The sequence below is a fragment of the Solwaraspora sp. WMMD1047 genome, assembly GCF_029626155.1.
In the GTDB taxonomy this organism is placed as follows: Bacteria; Actinomycetota; Actinomycetes; order Mycobacteriales; family Micromonosporaceae; genus WMMD1047.
Window position 1 is genome coordinate 6662558 of record NZ_JARUBL010000001.1, and the last position, 23457, is coordinate 6686014.

Annotated in this window: 21 protein-coding genes and 1 pseudogene; 9 read left to right on the top strand and 13 right to left on the bottom strand. The window is 72.2% G+C overall.

Annotated features, from left to right (window positions below):
* Positions 1 to 9 precede the first annotated feature (9 nt).
* Both O7627_RS30485 and O7627_RS30490 read right to left on the bottom strand, forming a co-directional pair.
* Entirely contained in the window at positions 10 to 1269 is a 1260-nt protein-coding gene (locus tag O7627_RS30485) for a serine hydrolase domain-containing protein (protein ID WP_278096897.1), read from the bottom strand.
* 45 nt (positions 1270 to 1314) lie between these two features.
* Positions 1315 to 4314: a DEAD/DEAH box helicase family protein gene (locus O7627_RS30490; protein ID WP_278096898.1), complete on the bottom strand. Its 3000-nt coding sequence runs from the start codon at positions 4312 to 4314 to the stop codon at positions 1315 to 1317.
* 235 nt (positions 4315 to 4549) lie between these two features.
* Between O7627_RS30490 and O7627_RS30495 the strand changes: the two genes are divergently transcribed.
* Complete coding sequence (locus tag O7627_RS30495; RefSeq protein WP_278096899.1) at positions 4550 to 5320, top strand: G5 domain-containing protein; 771 nt, start codon at positions 4550 to 4552, stop codon at positions 5318 to 5320.
* Positions 5321 to 5345: 25 nt separating this feature from the next.
* Here O7627_RS30495 and O7627_RS30500 read toward each other — a convergent pair whose 3' ends face one another.
* Entirely contained in the window at positions 5346 to 6164 is an 819-nt protein-coding gene (locus O7627_RS30500) for a hypothetical protein (protein ID WP_278096900.1), read from the bottom strand.
* Positions 6165 to 6431: 267 nt separating this feature from the next.
* Here O7627_RS30500 and O7627_RS30505 point away from each other — a divergent pair, with 267 nt between their 5' ends.
* The gene (locus tag O7627_RS30505; protein WP_278096901.1) at positions 6432 to 7178 is read left to right on the top strand and encodes an SGNH/GDSL hydrolase family protein; all 747 of its coding nucleotides are present in this window, start codon (positions 6432 to 6434) and stop codon (positions 7176 to 7178) included.
* 9 nt (positions 7179 to 7187) lie between these two features.
* Here the strand turns inward: O7627_RS30505 and O7627_RS30510 are convergent, their stop codons facing one another.
* Positions 7188 to 8108: a proline dehydrogenase family protein gene (locus O7627_RS30510; protein ID WP_278096902.1), complete on the bottom strand. Its 921-nt coding sequence runs from the start codon at positions 8106 to 8108 to the stop codon at positions 7188 to 7190.
* 111 nt (positions 8109 to 8219) lie between these two features.
* Here O7627_RS30510 and O7627_RS30515 point away from each other — a divergent pair, with 111 nt between their 5' ends.
* Complete coding sequence (locus O7627_RS30515) at positions 8220 to 8756, top strand: CGNR zinc finger domain-containing protein (RefSeq protein ID WP_278096903.1); 537 nt, start codon at positions 8220 to 8222, stop codon at positions 8754 to 8756.
* Positions 8757 to 8859: 103 nt separating this feature from the next.
* On the opposite strand, the gene O7627_RS30520 is transcribed toward O7627_RS30515, so the two are convergent.
* Together O7627_RS30520 and O7627_RS30525 are read right to left on the bottom strand one after the other, a co-directional pair.
* The gene (locus O7627_RS30520; protein ID WP_278096904.1) at positions 8860 to 9657 is read right to left on the bottom strand and encodes a sugar phosphate isomerase/epimerase; all 798 of its coding nucleotides are present in this window, start codon (positions 9655 to 9657) and stop codon (positions 8860 to 8862) included.
* 28 nt (positions 9658 to 9685) lie between these two features.
* A complete protein-coding gene (locus O7627_RS30525; RefSeq protein WP_278096905.1) occupies positions 9686 to 10630 on the bottom strand; it encodes a Ppx/GppA phosphatase family protein in 945 nt (314 codons plus the stop codon).
* Between the two features lie 85 nt (positions 10631 to 10715).
* On the opposite strand from O7627_RS30525, the gene O7627_RS30530 reads away from it, so the two are divergent.
* Positions 10716 to 11522, top strand: coding sequence for a hypothetical protein (locus O7627_RS30530; protein ID WP_278096906.1), 807 nt, complete (start codon positions 10716 to 10718; stop codon positions 11520 to 11522).
* A 21-nt stretch (positions 11523 to 11543) separates the two neighbouring features.
* Here the strand turns inward: O7627_RS30530 and O7627_RS30535 are convergent, their stop codons facing one another.
* Positions 11544 to 12227, bottom strand: a complete 684-nt coding sequence (locus O7627_RS30535; protein ID WP_278096907.1) for a response regulator transcription factor — start codon at positions 12225 to 12227, stop codon at positions 11544 to 11546.
* Positions 12228 to 12270: 43 nt separating this feature from the next.
* A complete protein-coding gene (locus tag O7627_RS30540; RefSeq protein WP_278098493.1) occupies positions 12271 to 13497 on the bottom strand; it encodes an ATP-binding protein in 1227 nt (408 codons plus the stop codon).
* 278 nt (positions 13498 to 13775) lie between these two features.
* Between O7627_RS30540 and phoU the strand changes: the two genes are divergently transcribed.
* Positions 13776 to 14468 (top strand): phosphate signaling complex protein PhoU, encoded by a 693-nt coding sequence (gene phoU, locus O7627_RS30545; RefSeq protein WP_278096908.1) that lies wholly within the window; start codon positions 13776 to 13778, stop codon positions 14466 to 14468.
* 92 nt (positions 14469 to 14560) lie between these two features.
* On the opposite strand, the gene O7627_RS30550 is transcribed toward phoU, so the two are convergent.
* Positions 14561 to 15349: a phosphoglyceromutase gene (locus tag O7627_RS30550; RefSeq protein ID WP_278096909.1), complete on the bottom strand. Its 789-nt coding sequence runs from the start codon at positions 15347 to 15349 to the stop codon at positions 14561 to 14563.
* A gap of 148 nt (positions 15350 to 15497) precedes the next feature.
* Here O7627_RS30550 and O7627_RS30555 point away from each other — a divergent pair, with 148 nt between their 5' ends.
* A complete protein-coding gene (locus O7627_RS30555) occupies positions 15498 to 16823 on the top strand; it encodes an MFS transporter (protein ID WP_278096910.1) in 1326 nt (441 codons plus the stop codon).
* Positions 16824 to 17234: 411 nt separating this feature from the next.
* Here O7627_RS30555 and O7627_RS30560 read toward each other — a convergent pair.
* Positions 17235 to 17603, bottom strand: a pseudogene (locus tag O7627_RS30560) (hypothetical protein); the annotation flags it as partial.
* A gap of 139 nt (positions 17604 to 17742) precedes the next feature.
* On the opposite strand from O7627_RS30560, the gene O7627_RS30565 reads away from it, so the two are divergent.
* A complete protein-coding gene (locus O7627_RS30565) occupies positions 17743 to 18522 on the top strand; it encodes a hypothetical protein (protein WP_278096912.1) in 780 nt (259 codons plus the stop codon).
* An 88-nt stretch (positions 18523 to 18610) separates the two neighbouring features.
* Here the strand turns inward: O7627_RS30565 and O7627_RS30570 are convergent, their stop codons facing one another.
* Positions 18611 to 19141, bottom strand: a complete 531-nt coding sequence (locus O7627_RS30570) for a YbjN domain-containing protein (protein WP_278096913.1) — start codon at positions 19139 to 19141, stop codon at positions 18611 to 18613.
* On the bottom strand, positions 19138 to 20511 hold the full coding sequence (mshA, locus tag O7627_RS30575; RefSeq protein WP_347404690.1) for a D-inositol-3-phosphate glycosyltransferase: 1374 nt from the start codon (positions 20509 to 20511) through the stop codon (positions 19138 to 19140). Before mshA ends, O7627_RS30570 begins: the two co-directional genes overlap by 4 nt.
* 179 nt (positions 20512 to 20690) lie before the next feature.
* Between mshA and O7627_RS30580 the strand changes: the two genes are divergently transcribed.
* Both O7627_RS30580 and O7627_RS30585 read left to right on the top strand, forming a co-directional pair.
* Positions 20691 to 21473, top strand: coding sequence for an SDR family oxidoreductase (locus tag O7627_RS30580; protein WP_278096915.1), 783 nt, complete (start codon positions 20691 to 20693; stop codon positions 21471 to 21473).
* A 4-nt stretch (positions 21474 to 21477) separates the two neighbouring features.
* Complete coding sequence (locus tag O7627_RS30585; protein WP_278096916.1) at positions 21478 to 22269, top strand: class I SAM-dependent methyltransferase; 792 nt, start codon at positions 21478 to 21480, stop codon at positions 22267 to 22269.
* Positions 22270 to 22345: 76 nt separating this feature from the next.
* Here O7627_RS30585 and O7627_RS30590 read toward each other — a convergent pair whose 3' ends face one another.
* Positions 22346 to 23434 (bottom strand): UDP-N-acetylmuramate dehydrogenase, encoded by a 1089-nt coding sequence (locus O7627_RS30590; RefSeq protein ID WP_278096917.1) that lies wholly within the window; start codon positions 23432 to 23434, stop codon positions 22346 to 22348.
* Positions 23435 to 23457 lie beyond the last annotated feature (23 nt).

Below are 23457 nucleotides of genomic sequence, written 5' to 3' on the forward strand. Positions count from 1 at the left end.
CGTGCGACGCTACTGGCTGACCGCGCCGGCCAGGACGTCGGCGACGGCGACCCGGACCGGGTCGGGGTTCGACCAGCTCCAGTTGGGGTGGGCGCGGTTGGTGAGCAGGGCGAGCACCAGCCGGCGGCCCGGGTCCACCAGGAACGACGGGCCGGCGAAGCCGGTGTGGCCGAAGGTGGCCGCCGACGAGAGCCGGCCCATGAACCAGGGCTGGCCGAGCACCACGCCGAGCCCGTGCGCCGAGGTCCGGTTCGGCCGCTCCGGGTCGATCGCCGGCTTGCCGGCGTTGTGGTTGGTCAGCATCCGCTGCACCGTCTCCGCGGCGAGCACTCGGTGACCCCGGTAGCTGCCGCCGTCGAGGAGCAGTTGGCCGATCGCGGCGACGTCGGCCGCGCTGGCGAAGATGCCGGCATGACCGGCGATTCCGCCCAGGTGGTTGGCGACGTCGTCGTGCACCACCCCGCGGAGCAGGCCGCGTGACGAGCGGGCGTCGGTGGCGACCAGCCGCAGGATCTTGGCGCTGCGCGACAGCCAGGTGTTCGGGGTGAAGCCGGTGTCGCGCAGGCCGAGCGGCCCGGTCAGGTTCGCCGTCAGCGCCTGGTCCAGCCGCTGCCCGGTGACCGCCTCCACGATCTTGCCGGCCACCATCACGCCGACGCTGGAGTAGCGGAACGTGTTGCCCGGCACCGCGCCCGCGACCAGCGGGGTGGTCAGCACCGCCTGCCAGCGGGCGTCGTTGTTCGGCAGCCCGGTGACCGTCGCGCCGACCGGCAGGCCGCTGGTGTGGGTGAGCAGCATCTCGACCGTGACGGCGGCCTTGCCGGTGCCGGTGAAGCCGGGCAGATAGTCGCGGACCGGGGCGTCCAGCCGCACCCGTCCCCGCTCGACCTGCTGCAGCAGCAGGATCGAGGTGTAGACCTTGGTGATCGACGCCAGGTCGAAGATCGAGTCGGGGCGCATCGGGATGCGCTCGGTGGCCGGCAGCAGCTTCGGGCCGGCGCCGTAGCGCAGCGCCTCGCCGACCACGCTGTACACCGTCATCTCCCCGTCGACGAGCGCCAGCGCGACCGCGCCGGGGAAGCCCTGGTGTTGCAGCGTCTGTGCGGTGGCCGGCAGGTGCCGGTTCAGCACGGCGGTCACCTGGGCGGCGTACGGCGCCTGCCCGGCCACCGGCCGACCGCCGGTGACACCCAGTTGGGGCGCCGGCACCGCACCGGGCTTGCGCGGAACCGTCCCGCCCCCACCAACCCGCCGCGGGTTTCTCAGCACGTCAGACACGCTGGCGATCCTGCCAGCACCCCCCACCTGCGTCCATCAGCCGGTCAGGCGGGCGATCCGGGCCGCCAACTCGTTGAGCTGGGTGTAGTTCGCCCGCCCCCGCATCTCGAAGTTGATCTGCAGCGCGGTGATCCCGTCCCGGTGCTCCTCGGTGTCGGCGTGGAAGTCCTGGCCGGTGCTGCGGACCCGCTGCTCCGGCGGCACCCGGGCCGCCGCCAGCAGTTGGTCGGGGTTCACCTCGTCGATGGTGATCAGGTGCGCCTGCCGGATCTCCAGGATGCGTTCGCGCAGCTCCGGCTTTGCGGCCAGCGGACGCAACGCGTCGGCCGCCAGATCGCGTACGGCGTCCGGCCCGGCCTCCTTGGCCGGGTTCAGCCGCTCCGGTGCGACCGCGTCGGTGAGCCCGCGCACGATGGCGGTCAGCGGCTGCCCGTCGGCCAGCCCGGCCAGCTCCGCCCGGTCCGCGTCGGTGAGCCCCTTGTCCAGCCGGGCCAGCCGGGCGCCCAGGGTGGCCACCTCGTCCGGGCTGGCGGTCAGGGCGTCGGCCCTGCGCAGCAGGTCGCGCAGGCTGACCTGCTGCTCGGTGTGGCGCTGCAGCGGCACCGCCTCGTCCAGGTCGCCCTCGGTGACCCCGACCGCGTCCACGATCACGAACCGGTCCTTGACCTTGGCGTCCGGGGTGACCGCCTGGAGGTCGGCCGGGTCGATGGTCCGCGCGCCGCGCCCCTTCAGCTGCTCGAAGTGGGTGGCGCTGCGCACCTCGCGCAGGAAGAAGACGCACTCCAGCGGTTTCACGTCGGTGCCGGTGGCGATCATGTCGACGGTCACCGCGATCCGCAGCTCCGGGCTGTTGCGGAACGCCTGCAGCAACGCGTCCGGGGTGTTGCCGTCCCGGCGGGAGGCGTACGTGATCTTCGCGGCGAAGTCGTTGCCCCGGGCGAAGACCTGCCGGACCATCTTGACGATCTCCTCGGCGTGGTTGTCGTCCCGCGCGAAGATCAGCGTCTTCGGCACCGTCGACCGGCCGGGGAAGATCCCCGTGAACAACCGGTCCCGGAACGTCTCCAGCACCAGCTTGAGCTGACCCTTGGAGGTCACCGACGTGCCCTCGTACGGAAAGTCGTCCGCCAGCTCCTGGTAGCGCTCGGCCCGGGTCCGCCGGTCCCGCAGCGGCACCACCGTGCCGGCCTCGATCTGGTCGCCGGCCTCGGTCTGCCGGATGCGGATTCGGTACACGTCGAAGTCGACGTTCACCCGGTCGGCGACCGCCTGCTCGTAGGTGTACTGCGAGACCAGGTTCTGGTGGAAGAAGCCGACGGTCTGCTTGACCGGGCTGGCGGTCAGCCCGACCAGGAACGCGTCGAAGTACTCCAGCACCGTCCGCCACCTGCCGTAGATCGACGGGTGGCACTCGTCGATCACGATCAGGTCGAAGGTCTCCGGCGGGATCGCCGGGTGGTAGGTCGCCTCCGCCATCGCGGCCAGGTCGTAGCTGTCGTACGCCTTCTCGTCGGCGTCCACGTCCGGCAGGTCCTCACCGCGCAGCACCGCGTAGAGCCGCTGGATGGTGGAGATGACCACTGTGGAGGAGCCGAGCATGCCGGCGCCGGCCAGCCGGTCCACGTGGTAGAGCTCGGTGAACTTCCGCCGGTCGTCGGGGGTCTGGTAGCCGGCGTACTCGCGCAGGGTCTGCTTGCCGAGGTTGTTCCGGTCGACCAGGAACAGGATCCGGTTGGCGCGGGCGTGCCTGAGCAGCCGGTAGCTGGCGGTGACCGCGGTGAACGTCTTGCCGGCGCCGGTGGCCATCTGGATCAGCGACCGCGGGTGGTCGGCGGCGAGCGAGCGCTCCAGTCCGCGTACCGCTTCGGCCTGGGCCGGCCGCAGCCCCTCGGTGTCCAGCTCCGGCAGCCGGCGCAGCCGGGCCCGCAGCGTCGGCGCCGCCGGCTCCTCGTCGGCCTCCCGCATCCAGCGCGCCAACGACTCCGGCCGGTGAAAAGCGAACACCTCCCGGGTACGCGGATTCGGGTCGAGCCCGTTCACGAAGGTGGTCTCGGTGCCGGTGGCGACGTACCCGAACGGTAGTGGTTCGTCCCGGCGCCAGGCGGCGGACCGCTGCTCGGGCTTGAGCCCGTGCCGGTAGCGGTCGAGTTGCGCCTCCACCCCCTCCCGCTTCGCCTCGATCACCCCGACCAGCTTGCGGTCGACGTAGAGCAGGTAGTCGGCCCGGCCACCGGCCAGCCCCACCTCGCGTAGCGCCACCCCCGGGCCGGCGCAGAGGTTCACCTGCCGCTCGTCCTGCACCGCCCAGCCGGCGGCGGCGAGCTGGCGGTCGATCTCCCGCCGGGTCTGCGTCTCGGTCAACGGCTCCCGGGACGCCCGCCGGGCGGCGCTGATCAGGTCGTCGCGCTGGCTGGCCGAGACCCGCTTGCCGCGGGTGCCGTCCAGCGCCTCACGGGCCGCCTCGGCGTCCGGTTCGAGCCGGGCCACCAGCTCGGTGGCTTCGTCTCGCCGGTGCCGGCCGCCGGCCGGCCGGGGCTCCCGGTACCCGATCGGGGACCGGTCGCCGGTGACCAGCCGGTGGTACCACCGCCCCAGCTCGAAGCAGACCTCGACCAGTTCCAGCGCTGCCTGCCGCGCGGTCAGGTGGTCGTGCACCGCCTGGTTACCGATATTGCGCAGCCGCTCGATCTGCCGGTGGTTGCGCCGGGTGAGCAGGCCGGCCGCGTTGAGCGCCTGCACCCGGTGGAAGAACGACCCGGTGCCGCTCCTGGCGTCGGTGCGGTGGATCAGCTCCTGGGTCAGCACGTCACCGAAGGCGCGGGCCTTGAACATCGCCGACTGCGCGTCCACATGCACCAGTGCTTCCGCGCCCGCGCCGTAGAAGAGCAGCAGCGGGTACGGCCGCAGGAAGCCGAAGTTGACCGACTCGGCCGCCAGTCGCCGGATCTGCCGCTCGTCCACAGCCGCGCCCCTCCCCATCGGCACCCCCGGCGAGGCCAAAGGATAGCGGACCCCGCAACCCAGGGTTGCCGTCATGATCCACACGGTGACGGAACGGTCGACCCGACCCCGGTCACTCGACCGGCGTGGCCGGACGATCATGCGGGCTTCCCATGATCGGTCGGAGCGGCCCGCCGTCCCGTTGACGGGACTGCCCCGGTCGATCGACGGCCGTTGGCGATCAACAGTGTGGACGGACGTACCGGTCGGCGGCTTCGGAACCGGCGTTCGGCCGCTATGGTTGATCTTGCAGGAGGCGGACACTTCCCCGGTGACCTACCCGCCGCCGCACCATCCACAGTATTCACCCGGCCAGGTGCCGGTCGTCGGTCCCCAGGCCGGCCCACCACCACCCGGCTGGCAGCCGCCGCCCCCTCCCGTCCGAGGCGGCCTGAACCGCGGCTCGAAGACCGTCCTGTTCGTCGGCCCGGTGCTCATGCTGCTGCTCTGCTGCGGTGGAGTGAGCGCGATCAGCGCCCTCACCGGTGACCCGCAACCGACCGAGATCGCCGCGCCCGACCAGCAGGACCGGCCGGCGGCGGCCACCGACGGCGTCGCGCCACCGCCCGGACCGGTCACCGTGGCGCCGGCCGACAGTCCGACACCGTCCGCCACGGCGACCCCAGCTGCCTCGGTGCAGACGAAAACCGTCACCGAGACCGAGAAGATCGGCTTCAAGACGAAGAAGGTCAACGACCCCAACCTGGCCAAGGGCAAGACCTCGGTACGCACCAAGGGCGTCCCCGGCGTCCGCACCCTCACCTACGAGGTGACCCTCACCGACGGCGTGGAGACCGACCGTCGCCTGGTCGGCAACAAGGTGACGAAGCAACCGGTCACCCAGGTGATCGCGGTCGGCACCAAGCCCGCCTCGAAGTGCGACCCGAACTACAGCGGTGCCTGCGTACCTATCGCCAGTGATGTGGACTGCGCCGGCGGCAGCGGCAACGGACCCGCGTATGTCCGGGGTCCGGTCTACGTCATCGGCTCGGACATCTACGGCCTGGACCGCGACGGCGACGGCGTCGCCTGCGAGGACTGACGGCGGGGGGCCGCCGCGCGGCCCCTCACCCTCGCCAGTGCTGCATCAGGTACCGGGCCGGGTCCGGCCGGTCGTTGCCGTGCCCGATGACGCAGAGCTGCCGGTGCCCGGCGGCCACCAGCCGCGCCCGCTCGGCGTCGGGGGCGGTGTCGAGGAAGAGCAACGGCACGCCGCCGCCGGCACGCAGCCCCCAGCCGGACCCGTCGGGACCGTGGATCCGCAGCTCCGTCGGGTCGTAGTGGACACAGTCGAGGGCGGGTGCCGGCCCGAGCGGCAGGCCGGACGGCTGCCGCCAGTAGGTGAAGATGTACCGGTGCCGGTCCGCGCGGTCGTTGCCCCGGCCGATGAAGCACATCAGCGTCCAGTTGCGGGCGACCTTCACGCCGTCCTCGGCGTCGACCTTCGTGTCGAACACCTTCATCAGGTGTGAACCGGACCGCATCCGCCAGGCGTCACCGACCGCCTCGACGGTGAGATCCGCCGGGTCGTAGGAAACGCAGTCCTCGGCCGACGGCTCGACCTCCGGCGGGCTCGACGGCGGATCGGCCGGATCACCGGCACCGCCCTGGGGGTCGCCCCCGGCCGCCCCGTCGCCCCCGGCCGGGGCGTCCGGCGTACCGCCGGGGCTCGGCTCCGCCCCGCCGAGCCCCGTACCGGCGGGAACGGCGGACGCGGTCGGCGCCTCGGCGAGCCGGTCGGGGTTGCCGGACTGACCCGGCCGACCACCGCAGGCGACAAGAGTCGCCGACAGCAGAACTCCGAGCGCCGCCGCCCCGACGACGGTGCCCGCTCCCCACCACCAGGCCGATCGCCCGACCCACCGGGACCGCTTCGTGTAGATCATCTCGTCACCCTCTTCCCGACCCGGCGCGGTGCCGGGCATGGCTGAGAGGCGTCAACCGACGTCGGACCAACACTTTTTCGCCAGCCACCCGACTGTCGGCCATTCACCATCGATCAGGATTCCGACCAACGAATCGATCGGTCCGCATTAGTGTCCGAACCTGATCAGGCTGTTGCCACAACACTTGACCTGGAAGGTGTCGCGATGCATTACCACGTCCGGAAGATTCCCGTAGTGATCACGTTGGCGGTGTCCACCCTCCTCGCGGTGACGACCGTTCCTGCCCAGGCCGCCCGCGCCGATGCCCCGTACGCGGCGCTCGGCGACTCGTACTCCTCCGGGGTCGGCGGCGGTGCGCCCTACCTCGACCCGCCCTGCGACCGCAGCGCCGGCTCCTACCCCGAGCTGTACGCCGAAAACCAGGGCATCGGCTCGTTCGACTTCGCCGCCTGCAGCGGGGCGACCACCGCCGACGTGCGCGCCACCCAACTCGGTGTGCTGGGACCCGACACCGCCCTGGTCACCGTCACCGTCGGCGGCGACGACCTGGGCTTCAGCGCCGGCCTCAAGATCTGCATCGAAGGCACCGACGACGACTGCCGCAAGGTGGCGGGGACCGCCATCGACACGATCGTCACCACCCTGCCGACGAGCCTGACCGGCACCTACCGGGCGATCCTGGCCGCCGCCCCGTACGCCCGGCTCGTCGTGCTCGGCTATCCGCGGCTCTTCGAGGAGACCGACGCCTGTCGCGGCCTGCCGATGGACGCGACCAAGCGCAAACTGATCAACGTGGTGGCGATGGCCCTGAACGCCGCGATAAAGACGGCGGTCGCCGAGATCCAGGCCCGGGTGACCCCGGTCTACGTCCCGGTCGACCCGTACTTCAACGGCCACCGGCTCTGCGACCCGGCACCGTGGATCAACGGCCTCGGTTCCGACGGCCCCTTCCACCCGAACGCGACCGGCTACCGCAACGGCTACCTGGCCGCTCTCACCCGAGCCATCGGGTGACCGGGCGGATCAGCGGCGGGAGGTGAGGGCGCGGGCGAAGAAGGCCAGGTTCGCGGGGCGTTCGGCGAGGCGGCGCATCAGGTAGCCGTACCAGTCGTCGCCGTAGGGGACGTAGACCCGGACCGTGTAGCCCTCGTCGCGCAGCCGGGCCTGCTCCTCCGGCCGGACGCCGTAGAGCAGCTGGAACTCGAACTCGCCCGCGCCCCGGTCGAACCAGTGCGCCCGGTCCTCGGCGATCGCGATCAACCTCGGGTCGTGGGTGGCCAGCATCGGATATCCGCCGCCGGCCAGCAGCACGTTCATGCACCGCACGTACGACCGGTCCACCTCCAGGCCGGACTGGTACGCCACCGACTCCGGCTCCTTGTACGCACCCTTGCACAGCCGTACCCGGGAACCGGCGGTCGCCAGGTCCCGGCAGTCCGCCTCGGTCCGCCGCAGGTACGCCTGCAGCACCGCCCCGGTGCCCGGGAAGTCGCCGCGCAGCTTGGCCAGGATGTCCAGGGTCGAGTCGGTGGTGGTGTGGTCCTCCATGTCGAGGGTGACCGTGGTGCCGGCCTCGGCCGCCGCCGCGCAGATCGCCCGCGCGTGGTCGTACGCCACCTGTTCGTCGAAACGCTGGCCGAGCGCCGACAGCTTGACGCTGACCTCGGCGGCCGGGGTGTAGCCGGCGGCCGCCAGCGCGCCGAGCAGAGTGACGTACTCGGCCCGGACCGCGCCCGCCTGCTCGGGGGTGACGGTGTCCTCGCCCAGGTGGTCGAGGCTGACCGCCATCCCGTCGGCGGTCAGCTCCCCGCTGACCCGCAGCGCGTCGTCGGTGGTCGTGCCGGCCACGAACCGCCGGACCGCCCCCCTGGTGAACGGGGCCGTCTCGACGAGCCGCTCGACCCGGGCGGACCGGGACGCGGCGAGAATGACCGAACGCAGCATGCTCCGAGCCTAACCTTCGTGCACTGATCAACTGGACGCCGGCCGTCACACCCGGTTCCGGCGCTGCTACGGGTTTTCCCTCCACCGGTGGAATTCGTCTACCGTTGTCGCGTGAACTTCGACGCGTACGCTCGGACCGGGGTCGACCTCGTCAACGCGCCGCTCGACAGTCTCGACGATCTGCGGGCCGTTTTCGGCGCCGACCAGGTCTGGATGCGGGACGAGGTCACCGAGCGGGACGTTGCCATCTTCCGGCGGGCGCAGAAACGCCTCCGGGACGTCTTCGTCTACGGCACCACGGGTCGGGACGCCGACGCGGTGACCGAGTTGAACGCGCTGCTGGAGGCGTTCCCGGTGCAGCCGCGGATCTCCGGCCACGACTCCAGCGACTGGCACATGCACGTCACCAGCCGGGGCGCCTCGGTAAGCGCCGAGTTCCTGGCCGGCGCCGTCTGGGGCCTGTCGGTCTGGCTCTGCGAGTACGGCAGCGCCCGGTTCGGGGTCTGCGCGGACGAGCGGTGCGGCAACGTCTACCTGGACACGTCGTCGAACTGCTGCCGCCGGTTCTGCTCCGAGCGCTGCGCCACCCGCTCGCACGTCGCCGCGCACCGCGCCCGGAAGCGGGCCGCCCTACCGATCCCGGGCTGACCGGCCCCGACCCGGCTCGCCGAGCGGCCCCATCCCGGGCCGGCCGGCTGGCCGGCGCACGCCGGGCCGGGCCGGGCTGACCGGCCTTTGCCGGCCGACCAGGCTACCGGGCCGGGGTGGGGGTGGGCAGGTGGTCGCGGGCGAAGGTGAGGGCGGCGCGCAGGTCGGCCTCCCGGTCGGCGCGGCTCTTGGCCCCCCGGGTGGCCACCTCGACCGCCACCGAGCCGGCGAAGCCCCGATCGGCGAGCGAGGCCAGCAGCTCCCCACACGGCTGGTTGCCGCGCCCGGGGACCAGGTGCTCGTCGCGCCCTTCGCCGGTGCCGTCGCCGAGGTGGATGTGGGCCAGCCCGTCGCCCATCCGGTCCGCCATCGTCAGCGCGTCGCTGTGCGAGGCGGCGCAGTGGGAAAGATCGAGGGTGTACGCGTCATGACCGGCCTCGACCGGGTCCCAGCCCGGCTGGTACGGCACGAACTGCCGGCCGGCCATCTTCACCGGGTACATGTTCTCCACCGCGAACCGCACCCCCGGGTGCTCGCCGGCCAGCTTGGCCAGCCCGTCGGCGAAGGTCCGGGCGTAGTCGCGCTGCCAGGTGAACGGCGGGTGGACGATCACGGTCGGCGCCGCCAGCGTCTCGGCCAGGATCGCCGAGCGGCGCAGCCGCTCCCACGGGTCGGGGCTCCAGACCCGCTGGGTGACCAGCAGGCACGGGGCGTGGATGGCGCCGATCGGCACCCCGTAGTGCCCGGCGAGGCCGCGCAGCGCGCCCGCGTCCTGGCTGACCGCGTCGGTCCAGACCATCACCTCGACACCGTCGTAGCCGAGCGCGGCGGCCAGCTCGAAGGCGGCGGCCGTCGGCTCGGGAAAAACCGAAGAACTGGACAGCAGTACGCGGGTGGTCACGATTGCCAGCCTATCCCCGCCCCCGCAATCAGGCCGGTTCCAGCTGATCCAACCGACGGAGGATCACGCCCTCGCGCAGCGCCCAGGGGCAGATGTCCAGCACCTCCAGGTTGAGGCGGCGCATGGTGGCCTCCGCCACCACCGCACCGGCCAGCAACTGGTGGGCCCGGCTTGCGCTCACCCCCTCCAGCTCGGCCACCTTCGCCGGGGCGATGTGCCGGATGAACCCGAGCACCTGCCGCAGCCCGGTGTGCGACAGGCTGCGCCGGATCCACAGCCCGCTGGTGGAGGGCGCCGCGCCGGCCAACCGGGCCAGCGTGCGGAACGTCTTCGAGGTGGCTACCGCCCGATCCCACCCTATTTGTGCCATTTTCTCGGCTACCGGGTCCAGCGCCGATTCGACGTACTCCCGAAGCTCCTCCACGGCCTGGGCCGACGGCGGCGCGGACGAGCCCGGCGCCACCCCGAGCCGGTCCCGGGTCAGCCGGCCGGCGCCCAGCGGCAGCGACAGCGCCATGTCCGGGTCCTCGTCGATGCCGGCCGCCACCTCCAGCGACCCGCCGCCGATGTCCAGCACCAGCAGCCGCCCGGCCGACCAGCCGAACCACCGCCGTACCGCCAGAAAGGTCATCCTGGCCTCGTCGGCCCCCGAGAGCACCTGCAGCTGTACGCCGGTCTCCTCGCGTACCCGGGAAAGCACCTGGGCCGCGTTGGTGGCCTCCCGGACCGCGGAGGTCGCGAAGGCGAGCACGTCCTCGGCGTTGCGGTGCGCCGCCGCCAGCTTCGCCTCCGCGACCGCCGCCACCAGCGCATCCTCCCCGGCCCGGCTGAGCGCGCCGTCCGGGCCGATCTGCTCGGCCAGCCGCAGCACCGCCTTCTCCGAGTGCGCCGGCCACGGATGGGCGCCGTGATGCGCGTCCACCACCAGCAAGTGGACGGTGTTGGAGCCGACGTCGAGCACACCCAGTCGCATCCCTTGACCCTATGCGGCCCGCGCTCACCCGGCCCCACCGCGCGGGCAACCAGCCAACCGCAGGTCAGCGGCGTAGGCTGACCGGGTGGCAGCCCGCAAGCAACTCCGGATCCTGGTCGAGGATCCCACCGATCCACGCAGCCGCGAGGTGGCGCTCGACTTCCCTCGGGAATGGATCGAGTTCACCGACCCGGCCGACGCCGAGCACGTCATCCGGGCCGACCTGACCTGGCTGCTGTCCCGCTGGACCTGCGTGTTCGGCGGCTCCTGCCACGGCATCATCGCCGGCCGGGCCGCCGACGGCTGCTGCTCGCACGGCGCGTTCTTCACCGACGGCGACGACGAGAAGCGGGTCCGGCAGGCGGCCAAGCGGCTCACCCCGCAGACCTGGCAGCACTACCGGCGGGGCTTCAAGAACTACACCGAGATGGACTCGGTGGACGGCAAGACCCCGGCCCGCCGCACCGCCACCCGCGGCCCCGAGGCGCCCTGCGTCTTCCTCAACGAGGCCGACTTCCCCGGCGGCGGTGGCTGTGCCCTGCACGCCCAGGCGCTGCGCGACGGCGTGCACCCGCTGGAGTACAAGCCCGACGTCTGCTGGCAGCTGCCGGTCCGCCGCGACCAGGAGTGGTCGAAGCGACCGGACGACACGAAGGTGCTGGTCACCACGATCACCGAGTTCGACCGGCGCGGCTGGGGATCCGGCGGGCACGACCTCGACTGGTGGTGCACCTCCTCACCGGAGGCCCACGTAGGCGCCGAACCGATGTACCTGTCGTACGGCCCCGAGCTGATCGCCCTGATCGGCCGCCCCGCCTACACCAAACTCGCCGAACTCTGCACCACCCGCGCCCACCAGGGCCAGATCGCCCCCCACCCCGCCACCCCCTGACGCCGGAAGAGGCAGGGTCGGTCAGGGTTCGAATTTGTAGCCCAGGCCGCGGACGGTGACGATGTAGCGGGGGGCGGAGGGTTCGGGCTCGACCTTGGAGCGGAGGCGCTTGACGTGTACGTCGAGGGTCTTGGTGTCGCCGACGTAGTCGGCGCCCCAGACGCGGTCGATGAGCTGGCCCCGGGTGAGCACCCGGCCGGCGTTGCGCAGCAGCAGCTCCAGCAGCTCGAACTCCTTCAGCGGCAACTGGACGGCGGCGCCGTCGACCGTCACCACGTGCCGCTCGATGTCCATCCGGACCGGGCCGGCGCTCAGCGTCGGGGCGCCCGGGTCCACCGCCTCCGGACTCTGCCGGCGCAGCACCGCCCGGATCCGGGCCACCAGTTCCCGGGGCGAGTACGGCTTGGTGACGTAGTCGTCGGCGCCGATCTCCAGCCCGACCACCTTGTCGATCTCGCTGTCCCGGGCGGTGACCATGATGATCGGCACATGTGAGCGTTGCCGGAGCTGCCGACACACCTCGGTACCGGACATCTCGGGCAGCATCAGGTCGAGCAGCACGATGTCCGCGCCGGTCCGGTCGAACTCGGTGAGCGCCGATGTGCCGGTGGCGGCGACCGAGACCTCGAATCCTTCCTTGCGCAGCATGTAGGAGAGGGCGTCGGAGAACGACTCCTCATCCTCGACCACGAGAACGCGGCTCAACCCATCTTCCTTTCCTCAGTCGGCCGAGGCTGGCTCGGCCTGGTCAAACCGGGTACAGCCCGGCCGGACCCGCCTCGATCCCAACCGACGGCGGTAGCGGCAGGGCGTCGTCCGGTGGGCGGGCCGGCAACCGCAGGGTGAACGTGGATCCACCACCCAGCGTGCTCGTCACCACCACCCTTCCGCCATGGTTCGTGGCGATGTGTTTGACGATCGCCAGCCCCAGGCCGGTGCCGCCGGTGGATCGGGACCGGGCCTGGTCGGCCCGGTAGAACCGCTCGAAGATCCGGTCCATGTCGTTCGGGGCGATCCCGATGCCCTGGTCGGTGACGGCGATCTCCACGTGCTCGCCGTCCAGCCGGGCACAGATTGTGACCTTGGTCTCCTCCGCGGAGTACGCGATCGCATTGTCGACCAGGTTGGTGACCGCGGTGGCCACCTGGGTGTCGCTGCCGTACACGGTCAGGCCGCGGGTTCCCTCGACGGAGACCACCACCCGGCGGGCGGCGGCCGCTGTCCGGGTCCGGTCGACCACCTCCGCGATCACCCAGTCGACCGCGACCGGCTCCGGCGCCGGCAGCGGTTCGGCCCCCTGCAGCCGGGTCAGCTCCAGCAGTTCGTTGACGAGCCGGCCGAGCCGGATCGACTCGTGCTGGATCCGGACCGCGAACCGCCGGGCCGCCACCACGTCCTCCGACATGTCCCGATCCGCCTCCGGTGACGCCGGTTCGGTGGCGTCCAGCAGCGCCTCGGCCAGCAGTTGGAGGGCACCGATCGGGGTCTTCAGCTCATGGCTGACGTTGGCCACGAAATCCCGGCGTACCCGGGCCACCCGGTGCGACTCGGTCACGTCGGCCGCCTCCACGGCGATGTAGCCGGCACCCAGCCCCATCGCCCGCAGGTGGACGCCGAGGGAGTCCTGCATGCCGCCTTCGCGACCCCGGGGCAGGTTCAGCTCCACCTCGCGCCGCACGCCCGTGCGCCGGACCTGCCCGGCCAGGGTACGGATCAACGGGTGCGCGGCGATGGTGCCGGGCGAGGTCCCGGCCCGCAGCAGCCCCATCGCCCGGGCCGCCGGGTTCACCAGGACCGGAACATCCTCCGGATCGAGCACAACGACACCTACCCGCAGCGAGTCCAGGCTCTTGCGGCCGAGCCCGGCCAGCGGGTCCTGATGGTCCGTGATCGCTGCCCTCCCGTGGGTGAGGTCTCCCGGTTCCGGCTGGGTGGGCGGTTCGGCCGGCCGGGACCGCCGCGCGGCGCGCACCATCAGCGCACCGGCGGCCAGTCCGGCCCCGAGCCCGCCGGCCGCGCCGGCCACGACGCCCCAGTCCACCAGGCGATCGTATGGTCATTGTTCACCTGGCCACCGCACCGAACAGGATCAATCAGACCAACGTCGAGGATTGTTCACCCCCTGGCCCGACGTCGTTCACCGCCGTTCACCTCGCCGCCGCTCCCCCGGCCTACGGTTGTCCGGCACCTGCCCAACTCCCGGCGTCGGCGCTGGTCCCCAGGCGGCGGCCCGACTGAGCACAGGACGTGATGATGCGGGACGAGTTCCAGGCCGATTTGAATACCGTCAACCAACTGCTGGTCGAGATGGCGGAGGCGGTCCGCGCGGCGATGAGTAAGGCGACCCACGCACTGCTCACCGCAGACAAGGACGCCGCCACGGAGGTGCTCGCCGACGACGCGGTGGTGGACCAGCTCTATCTGCGGGTCGAGGAGCTGGTCTGTGACCTGTTGGCCCGGCAGGCACCGGTCGCCACCGATCTGCGGACCGTGGTGACCGCGCTGCACGTCGCCGCGGACCTGGAGCGGATGGGTGACCTCGCCGACCACGTCGCGAAGACGGCGCTGCGGCGGCACCCGCTGCCGGCCGTGCCGGCCGAGCTGCGCGGCGCGTTCGGCGACATGGCCGAGGTGGCCGACCGGATCGCCCAGAAGATCGCCGTGGTGCTCTCGAAGCCGGACGTCCAGTTGGCCGCCGAGCTGGACCAGGACGACGACGCGATGGACAACCTGCACCGCGAGTTGTTCGTGATCCTGCTCGACGACGCCTGGCCGTACGGCGTGGAAACCGGCATCGACGGCGCCCTGCTCGGCCGCTTCTACGAGCGCTTCGCCGACCACGCCGTCAACGCCGGCCGCCGGGTCGTCTATCTGATCACCGGGGAGATCGCCCGGGAGGCCGCCGGCGGATTCCCACCGCCGGAGCCGACCGACCCGGCGGCCTGACCCGCGCCAGCCCCAACCCGCTGGACCGCCTGGCCGACCTGCGTCGCCGTTGCGGCCTGGCCCGATCGCCGGACCGGGCCAGGCCGCAACGGTCAGCGGCCCTGGTTGGCGACCGCGGCGGCGGCCTCCCGGGCCGCGTCGGGGTCGAGGTAGCTGCCGCCGGTGGTCAGCGGCCGCAGCTGCGGGTCCAGGTCGTAGCGCAGCGGGATGCCGGTCGGGATGTTGAGCTTGGCGATCGCCTCGTCGGAGATCCCGTCCAGGTGCTTGACCAGCGCCCGCAGCGAGTTGCCGTGCGCCGCCACCAGGACGGTCCGGCCGGCCAGGATGTCCGGCACGATCGAGTCGTACCAGTAGGGCAGCATCCGGTGCACCACATCTTTGAGGCACTCGGTGCGCGGCATCAGCTCCGGCGGGAGCAGGGCGTACCGGTCGTCGCCCACCTGTGACCACTCGTCGGCGTCGTCGATCGGCGGCGGCGGGGTGTCGTACGAGCGGCGCCAGAGCATGAACTGCTCCTCGCCGTACTCGTCCAGGGTCTGCTTCTTGTTCTTGCCCTGCAGGGCGCCGTAGTGGCGCTCGTTGAGCCGCCAGGACCGGCGGACCGCGATCCAGTGCCGGTCGGCGGCGTTGAGCCCGAGCTCGGCGGTGCGGATCGCCCGCCGCAGCACGCTGGTGTGCACCACGTCGGGGAGCAGTCCGTGTTCGCGCATCAACTCGCCGCCGCGCCGGGCCTCGGCCTCGCCCTTGGCGGTCAGGTCCACGTCCACCCAGCCGGTGAAGAGATTCTTGGCGTTCCAGTCGCTTTCGCCGTGACGCAGCAGCACCAGCGTGCCCACGGTCGCACCCTCGCTCGCCACGGTCGTACTCGTACTCGCTGTCATGCGCCCCATCCTGCCCGAACCGCCAATCGGACACGCGGGGAGCACCGGTGACGACCAACACGTGGAAAAGCGGATGACCAGCGAACATCCGGCCGATTAGGTTGTAAGGCATTCAGAGATTGTCGGTCATTACCAAACGGGGGACAGTGTGCGGTCGGTGCGGGGCTGGTTACGGGACACCGCCGGCGGCCTGCCGGCCACCTTCTGGTACCTCTGGACCGGCACCCTGATCAACCGGCTCGGCTCGTTCGTGTTGATCTTCCTCGCCATCTACCTGACCACCGTGCGCGGCTTCTCCGAACTGGACGCCGGCTTCGTACTCGGCCTCTGGGGGGCCGGCGGCACGGTCGGCACCCTGCTCGGCGGGGTGCTCGCCGACCGGTGGGGGCGCCGCCCGACGCTGCTCACCGCCCACTTGGGCGCCGCCGCCGCGATGCTCGGCCTGGGCTTCGCCGAACCGTTCTGGGCGATCGCCACCGGCGCCCTGCTGCTCGGCCTCTTCGCCGAGTCGGCCCGACCCGCCTTCGGCGCCATGATGATCGACGTGGTGCCGGCCACCGACCGGCTGCGCGCCTTCACGCTGAACTATTGGGCGATCAACCTCGGCTTCGCCTGCTCGGCGGTGCTGGCCGGCTTCGTAGCCCAGGCCAACTACCTGCTGCTCTTCCTGATCAACGCCGGCGCCACCCTGGTCACCGCCGGCATCGTCTTCGGCCGGGTCCGCGAAACCCGCCGGCCCCGCGCCGCAAGCCCAAACCCCCCATCGAGTACGCGGACAGCCCGTCGACGGCTCGCGCCAGGTCTGCACACCGTCCTCGGCGACCGGGTGTTCCTCGGCTTCGTGGGGCTCAACATCCTGCTCGCGCTGGTCTTCATGCAGCACCTGTCGATGCTGCCGATCGCGATGGACCAGGACGGGCTGCCGCCGGCCACCTACGGGTCGGTGATCGCGCTCAACGGCGTACTGATCGTGGCCGGGCAGCTCTTCGTGCCCCGGCTGATCCGCCACCGCAGCCGCACCCACGTGCTGGCGCTGGCCGCGGCGATCACCGGCCTCGGGTTCGGGCTGACCGCCTTCGCCGACGTGGCCTGGTTCTACGCCGTCACGGTGCTGATCTGGACGCTCGGCGAGATGCTCAACTCGCCCTCCAACTCGACGTTGATCGCCGAGCTCTCACCGGACGCGCTGCGCGGCCGCTACCAGGGTGTCTTCTCGCTCTCCTGGTCGATCGCGGCGTTCGCGGCGCCGATCACGGGCGGCTTCGTCCGGCAGCAGTTCGGCGACGCGACCCTCTGGCTGTGCTGCGGCGGGCTGGCCGCGGCGGTGGCGGTCGGCCACCTGCTCTCCGGCCCGGCCCGGGAACGCCGCGCCCGGCACCTGCGCGACCCGGAGCCAGCACCGGCCGCAGCCGCTGGCGATGGCGATGGCGATGGGCGGGCCGCGACACCGAAGTCGCTGCCCTCCCCCGTCTAGAAACGGTTGATGATCTGAGCGCCACTGCTGTTACCCGTGGGTTTTAACAGCAGTAGTGCTCAGATCATCAACCATGCTGTGGGGTGGAGTTGGGGACGGACGGCTCGGCGGCGGCGGGCAACACTCACCCCCGTAAGCGTCGCCCGCTCGCGCCGCCGGCCTCAGGTGGCGCCGTCCCCCAACGGCAAACCTGCCACCCGTCCCCCGCGCCTACATCGGGTGAACAGATCGTCGCCGATCTGCCGTTCCCCCGAACGATTTCCCGGATGAGGCGCTTGCTGATCAACGTTAGTTGGCGGCTATTGAGCGGCACAACCCGAACATCTGTCTTGCCCGTCACATTGTCCGGGAGCCGTCAGTTTCCGCCCGCTCATGACAACCATCGCAGGTCGCGGCCGATTCCGCGGCCCATCAGGCATCCTCGCGATCGGGTGACTCCAGCCGGAAGAAGTTGCTCTGCCGACCATCGGAACGCTGCTCCTGATGGATGAAATTCAGTCGTCGGGCATCGAAAGTCTGGAACCACTCATCCCAGGTGATATGCCGCAACCGGCCGCCCTCCTGCCAGCCGGGAAAATCGAACGTCAGCACGCCGGCCCGGCCGTCCCGCTCGGTCCCCTCGATGGTGGCCGGCGACGCCTGGCGCTCCGCCGCCCACTGCCGGATCACCTCGTGGTTGGTGGTGACCAGACTCCGCCCGGGCCGCTGCGGGTGCTCGTCTGGTGACGAGATCACCTGGGCGTACTGCAGCGACCGGGACATCCCCTGACCCTCCCGGATACCACCCGGCACCGCCCCGCCCGCCTCGGACCCGCCCATGCCACCAGCCGACCCAGACCCGCCCATGCCACCAGCCGACTCGAAACGGTCAACACCACCTGCTGGCTCGAAGCGGGCCGTAACATCGCCCGCCGGCATCGTGCTCGTCGCTGGCGGGTTCGCCGCCGGCGCGGACCTACCGGCCGCCGAGCCATTCCTGGCCGCCGTCGACTTCTTCGCCGCCGTCGACTTCTTGGCCGTCGTGGACTTCTTGGCCGTCGTGGACTTCTTGGCCGTCGTGGACTTCTTGGCCGCCGTGGACTTCTTGGCCGCCGCAGCCTTCCTGCCCGCGGTGGGCCTAGCCGCCGCAGTGGTCCGCTTCGCCGCCACCGACTTCTTCGCTGCCACCGACTTCTTGGTCGCGGTGGACTTCTTCGCCGCCGTCGACTTCCTCGCCGCGGCCGACTTTGCCGCTGCCGCGGTGCGCTTCGCCGCCGGGGTGCGCGTCGTCGCCGTGGTGCGCTTCGCGGCCGTGGATTTCTTCGCCGCCGTCGACTTCTTGGCTGCCGTCGGCTTGTTGGCTGCCGTCGACTTCTTGGCCGGGGTCGACTTCTTTGCGGTGCTGGTGCGGCTGGTCGCGGCGGCGGTCTTCTTCGTGGCGCCGGAGCGGCGGGCCGTGGTGCTCTTCTTGGGTGGCGCCGTGCCGGAGCGCCGCGAGGGCGGGGAACCCACGCCCTCACCGCGCATCGTCTTCACCAGGCTCTTGACCAGTTCCGGCTTCCGGAGACCGGACACGCCGGAGACGCCGCGCCTCCTGAGCTGGGCCCGGATGTCGTCCGCTTTCAGCCGAGAAATATCGCTCTCGCTCATTTTCGACCGGGTGGACTGCCTGTTCCTCGTCGCCGTCGCGGTCCCGCCGCGGCCGGAACTGTTCCGCTGAGCCATGACCCCCACGCTCCCTTGACGGTGTGGCATCGACAGGCAGCGCGTCACTGTCCGCACTCACGCCACCACTGATGCGATACCCGTCAGGGCCGGTCCAAACCCGCCTGACCGGAGGTTGACGGCTCGAAAAGGTGGGCGAACGCCTGCAGGTTCGCCAGCGACTCGCCGCGTTTGACCCGCCACTCCCACTCCCGCCGGATGGCGGTGCCGAACCCGATCTCCAGCATCGTGTCGAACGACTCGTCGGAGTACGTCAGTACCGAACCGAGCAACCGGTCCAGCTCCTCCTCGGTGACCCCGGCCAGCCCGACCCGGCCGGTGAGGTACACGTCGCCGACCGCGTCGATCGAGAACGCCACCCCGTACATCCGGGAGTTGCGCTGCAACAGCCAGGACCAGAGCTCCTCACGCCGCTCGTCCGGCTGGCGCATCACGAACGCCTCGACCCGCAGCGCGTGCTCGCCGAGGATCAGGTTGCAGATCGTCTTGAGCTTGTGGGTGCCGGGCAGCGTCACCGCGTACGAGAACTCGCCGGTCGGCTCGCAGGCCAGCTCCCGCTCGGCGCAGACCCGCTCGATCAGGGCGGCCAGGCCGGCCCGGTCCGGGGCGTTCACCGGCAGCCCGCCGTCAGCGCCGCCGCCTCGCCGGCCAGTTCGGCCACCAGCCTGCTGCGATGTTCCGCCACCGCCTCACGGTAGACGGCGAGCAGTCCGGCGGCGGTCCGGTCCCAGGAGAAGTCCTCGGCGTGCCGGACCGCGCCCCGGGACAGCTCCGCCCGGCGGCCGGGGGCCAGCAGCAGCCCGGTCAGCACCCGCGCCCAGTCGACCGGATCGTGGCCGTCCACCAGCACCCCGCTGACTCCGTCGCGTACCGCGGTCACCAGGCCGCCGACCGCGGCCGCGACGACCGGGGTGCCGCACGCCTGGGACTCCAGGGCGACCAGCCCGAACGACTCGTTGTGCGAGGGCACCGCCACCAGGTCCGCGGCCCGGTACAGCTCGGGCAGATCGTCGCCGGTCTGCGGCGGCAGGAACCGGACCGCGTCGGAGATACCCAGCGACGCGGCCAGCTCGATCAGCGCGGTCGGCCGGTCCAGGCCGGTGCCGCTCGGACCGCCCACCACGGCCACGGTCAGCTCGTCGGCGAGCCGGGGTTCCCGGGCGCGCAGCGCGGCGACGGCGTAGAGCAGCACGTCGGGCGCCTTCAGGGGCTGGATCCGGCCGACGAACGCCACCACGTACCCGCGCTCGGGCAGGCCCAGCCGGCGGCGGGCCGCGCGCCGCGCCGCGGCCTCGCCACCGGCGGCGGCCGGGCGGAACCGGTCCAGGTCGACGCCGGGCTCGACCACCGCGACCCGGGCCCGGTCGGCGGCGTACCGGGCGATCAGGTCGCGGGCCTCCACCGAGGTGTTCGCCACCAGCCGGTCGGCCTCGGCAACGACCTGCTCCTCGCCGATCACCCGGGCCTTCGGCTCGGGCCGGTCGCCCTCGGCGAGCCGGGAGTTCTTGACCTTGGCGAGGGTGTGCGCGGTGTGCACCAGCGGCACCCCCCACCGCTCCTTGGCCAGCCAGCCGACCTGGCCGGAGAGCCAGTAGTGCGAGTGGATCAGGTCGTAGAAGCCGGGCGGCTGGGCGGCCTCGGCCCGCAGCACTCCGGTGGTGAACGCGCAGAGCTGGCTCGGCAGCTCCTCCTTGGCCAACCCCTCGTAGGGGCCGGCGGTGACGTGCCGGACCGACACGCCGGGCGCCATCTCCACCGTTGGCGGCAGGCCGCTGGCGGTGGCCCGGGTGAAAATCTCCACCTCCACGCCGAACTCGGCCAGCCGCCGGGCCACCTCCACGACGTACACGTTCATGCCGCCGGCGTCGCCGGTGCCCGGCTGGTGCAGCGGCGAGGTGTGGACCGACAGGGTCGCGATCCGTCGAGGGGTCGGCCATGCCTGGGCGCACCGCTGCCGCGCCACGCCGGTGTGCTGCTCCGCCACATCCGCTCCTTTGGTCACGTCGGTTCTGTGCCGTGCCCCACACACCGGGCGTCCCAGGGAACAACCTCTGCCGCGGCTGTCATCTTCCCGATCGGCGATCTCCCATGCCTGCCAGGTGTCCCCGGAGGTGACCGACCTCATCCGGCGGCCCCCCCGCCGGGCTGGGGGACAATGTCGCGATGACCTCCGTCGCGATCGTCACCGGCGCCTCCAGCGGAATCGGCGCGGCCACCGCCCGGCGGTTGGCCGCCGACGGCTTCCATGTCCTCGCCGCCGCCCGGCGGGCCGACCGGCTGGCCGAGCTGGTCGAGTCGATAACCGCGGCCGGCGGGCAGGCCACCGCGGCCGTCTGCGACGTCACCTCGGACGACTCGGTGGCGGAGCTGGCCGAGCGGGCCGGGACGCTGGCCGGGCCGGTGGCGCTGCTGGTCAACAACGCGGGCGGGGCACGCGGCCTGGACCCGATCGAGTCCGGCGACGTCGCCGACTGGCAGTGGATGTACGACGTGAACGTGCTCGGCACGCTGCGGGTGACCCGGGCGCTGCTGCCGGCGCTGGAGTCCTCCGGCGCCGGCACCGTGGTGATGGTCAGCTCGACCGCCGGCCTGATCGTCTACGAGGGAGGCGGCGGTTACGCGGCGGCCAAGCACGCGCAGACCGCGCTCACCGAGACGCTCCGGCTGGAGCTCTGCGGCCGCCCGGTGCGGGTCATCGAGATCGATCCGGGGATGGTGAAGACCGACGAGTTCGGGCTGGTCCGCTTCGACGGCGACGCCGAGCGGGCGGCGGCGGTCTACGCCGGGGTGGCCGAGCCGCTGGTCGCCGAGGACGTGGCCGACTGCATCGCCTGGTGCGCGACCCGGCCGCAGCACGTGAACGTGGATCGGCTGGTGGTCCGGCCGCTGGCCCAGGCCGCCCAGCACAAGGTGCACCGGGTCAGCGACCCGGCGGCCACCGGGTGACCGGGTGCCCGCCGGCCGGCCCGTCGGGGCGGTGACCCGGGGCACCACGAATCCGAACCGGCTGCGCCGGGTGGACAACTGGATCGCGGCGACGTGTGGCCCCGCGCTGCGCGACGCGGCCGACCCGCTGGTGATCGACCTCGGCTACGGCGCCACCCCGATCACCGCCGTCGAGCTGCGCGCCCGGCTGGCCGCCGCGGTCCGGCCGGACCTGCGGGTGGTCGGCCTGGAGATCGATCCGGTACGGGTGGCCGCCGCCGCGCCGGCCGCCGACCCGCCCTGGTTGACCTTCGGCCGGGGCGGCTTCGAGCTGGCCGGCCTGCGCCCCGCCCTGGTGCGGGCCTGCAACGTGCTGCGCCAGTACGACGAGTGGGCGGTGCCGGACGCCTGGCGGACGATGGCCGCCGCGCTGGCCCCCGGCGGGCTGATCGTGGAGGGCACCTGCGACGAGTTGGGCCGGCTGGCGAGCTGGCTGCTGCTGGACCGGGACGGTCCCCGGTCGCTGACGCTGGCCGCGAAGCTGTCCACCCTCGACCGGCCGGCGACGCTTGCTGAGCGGCTGCCGAAGGCGCTGATCCACCACAACGTGCCCGGCACCGGCGTACACGCCCTGCTGCGGGCGTTGGACGACGGGTGGGCGGCGGCCGCCCCGTACGCGCCGTTCGGCCCCCGGCAGCGGTGGCGACACGCGGTGGCGGCGGTCCGCGCGGCCGGCTGGCCGGTACTGGACCGGCCGGCCCGCTGGCGGCTCGGCGAGCTGACCGTGGCCTGGTCAGCGGTGGCCCCACCGACCTGACCCGCCCAGCCGGCGACGGCCGGGGGCAGGGCGACGCGGCGCGGCGGCACGGCCCGGGGGCGGGCGGGGCGGCCGGTCAGATCGTGCAGTTCACCAGGACCGGCTCCGGATGCAGCGGGACGCCGAACCGGTCGTGTACGCCGTCGCGGATCTGCCGGGCCAGCCCGAGCAGGGCGGCGGTCGAGCCGGTGCCGGGGTTGGTCAGGGCCAGTGTGTGCTTGCTGGAGATGGCGACCCCCTCGGCGCCCCGGTGACCCTTGCGGAAACCCGCCTTCTCGATCAGCCAGGCAGCGCTGATCTTGACGGTGCCGCCGGGTCCGGGCCAGTGCGGCGGGTCGCCGAGGTCGGCCGCCCGGTCGCGCAGCAACCGGTAGCCCGTCTCGTCCAGGACGGGGTTGGTGAAGAACGAGCCGACCGAGCGGGTGTCCGGGTCGGCCGGGTCGAGCACCATGCCCTTGCCGGCCCGCAGGGCGCGGACGGCGGCCCGGGCGTCGGCCAGCGGCACCCGGTCGCCTACCTCGACGCCGAGGGCCCGGGCCAGCTCGGCGTAGCGGACCGGGGCGGAGAGCGGGGAGCGGGCCAGCCGGAAGTCGACCGCGAGCACGGCCCACCGGTCGCTGTGCCGGAAGACGCTGGACCGGTACGCGAAGCCGCAGTCGCCGGCCGGGAGCTGCCCGATCTCGCCGTGCACCCGGTCGTAGACCTGCACCGAGACGACCGTCTCGGCAACCTCCTGGCCGTACGCGCCGACGTTCTGGATCGGGGTGGCGCCGGCCGAGCCCGGGATGCCGGAGAGGCATTCGACGCCGGACCAGCCCGCCTCGACGGTGGTCGCCACCAGGTCGTCCCACGGCTCGCCCGCCTCGACCCGCAGGGTGACCGTGGTGTCGTCCTCGGCCACCACCTGGGAGCCCCGGGAGCGGATCAGCAGGGCGGTGCCGGGGAAGCCGGCGTCGCCGATCACCACGTTGCTGCCACCCGCGAGAATGAGCATTGGGTCACCCCGACGCTCCGCTTCCCGTATGTTTTGTACTATTTCGTCCCGGTAGTTCGCCACCGCCAGTCGGTAGGGTGCCCCACCGAGACGCAGGGTGGTGTACCTCGCCAACAGGTCCGGGCGGGCCGGGTCTGTCGCGGTTGTCGGCTGGGCACTAACGTCTCGCACGCCATTCACCCTAGGCTGAGAGG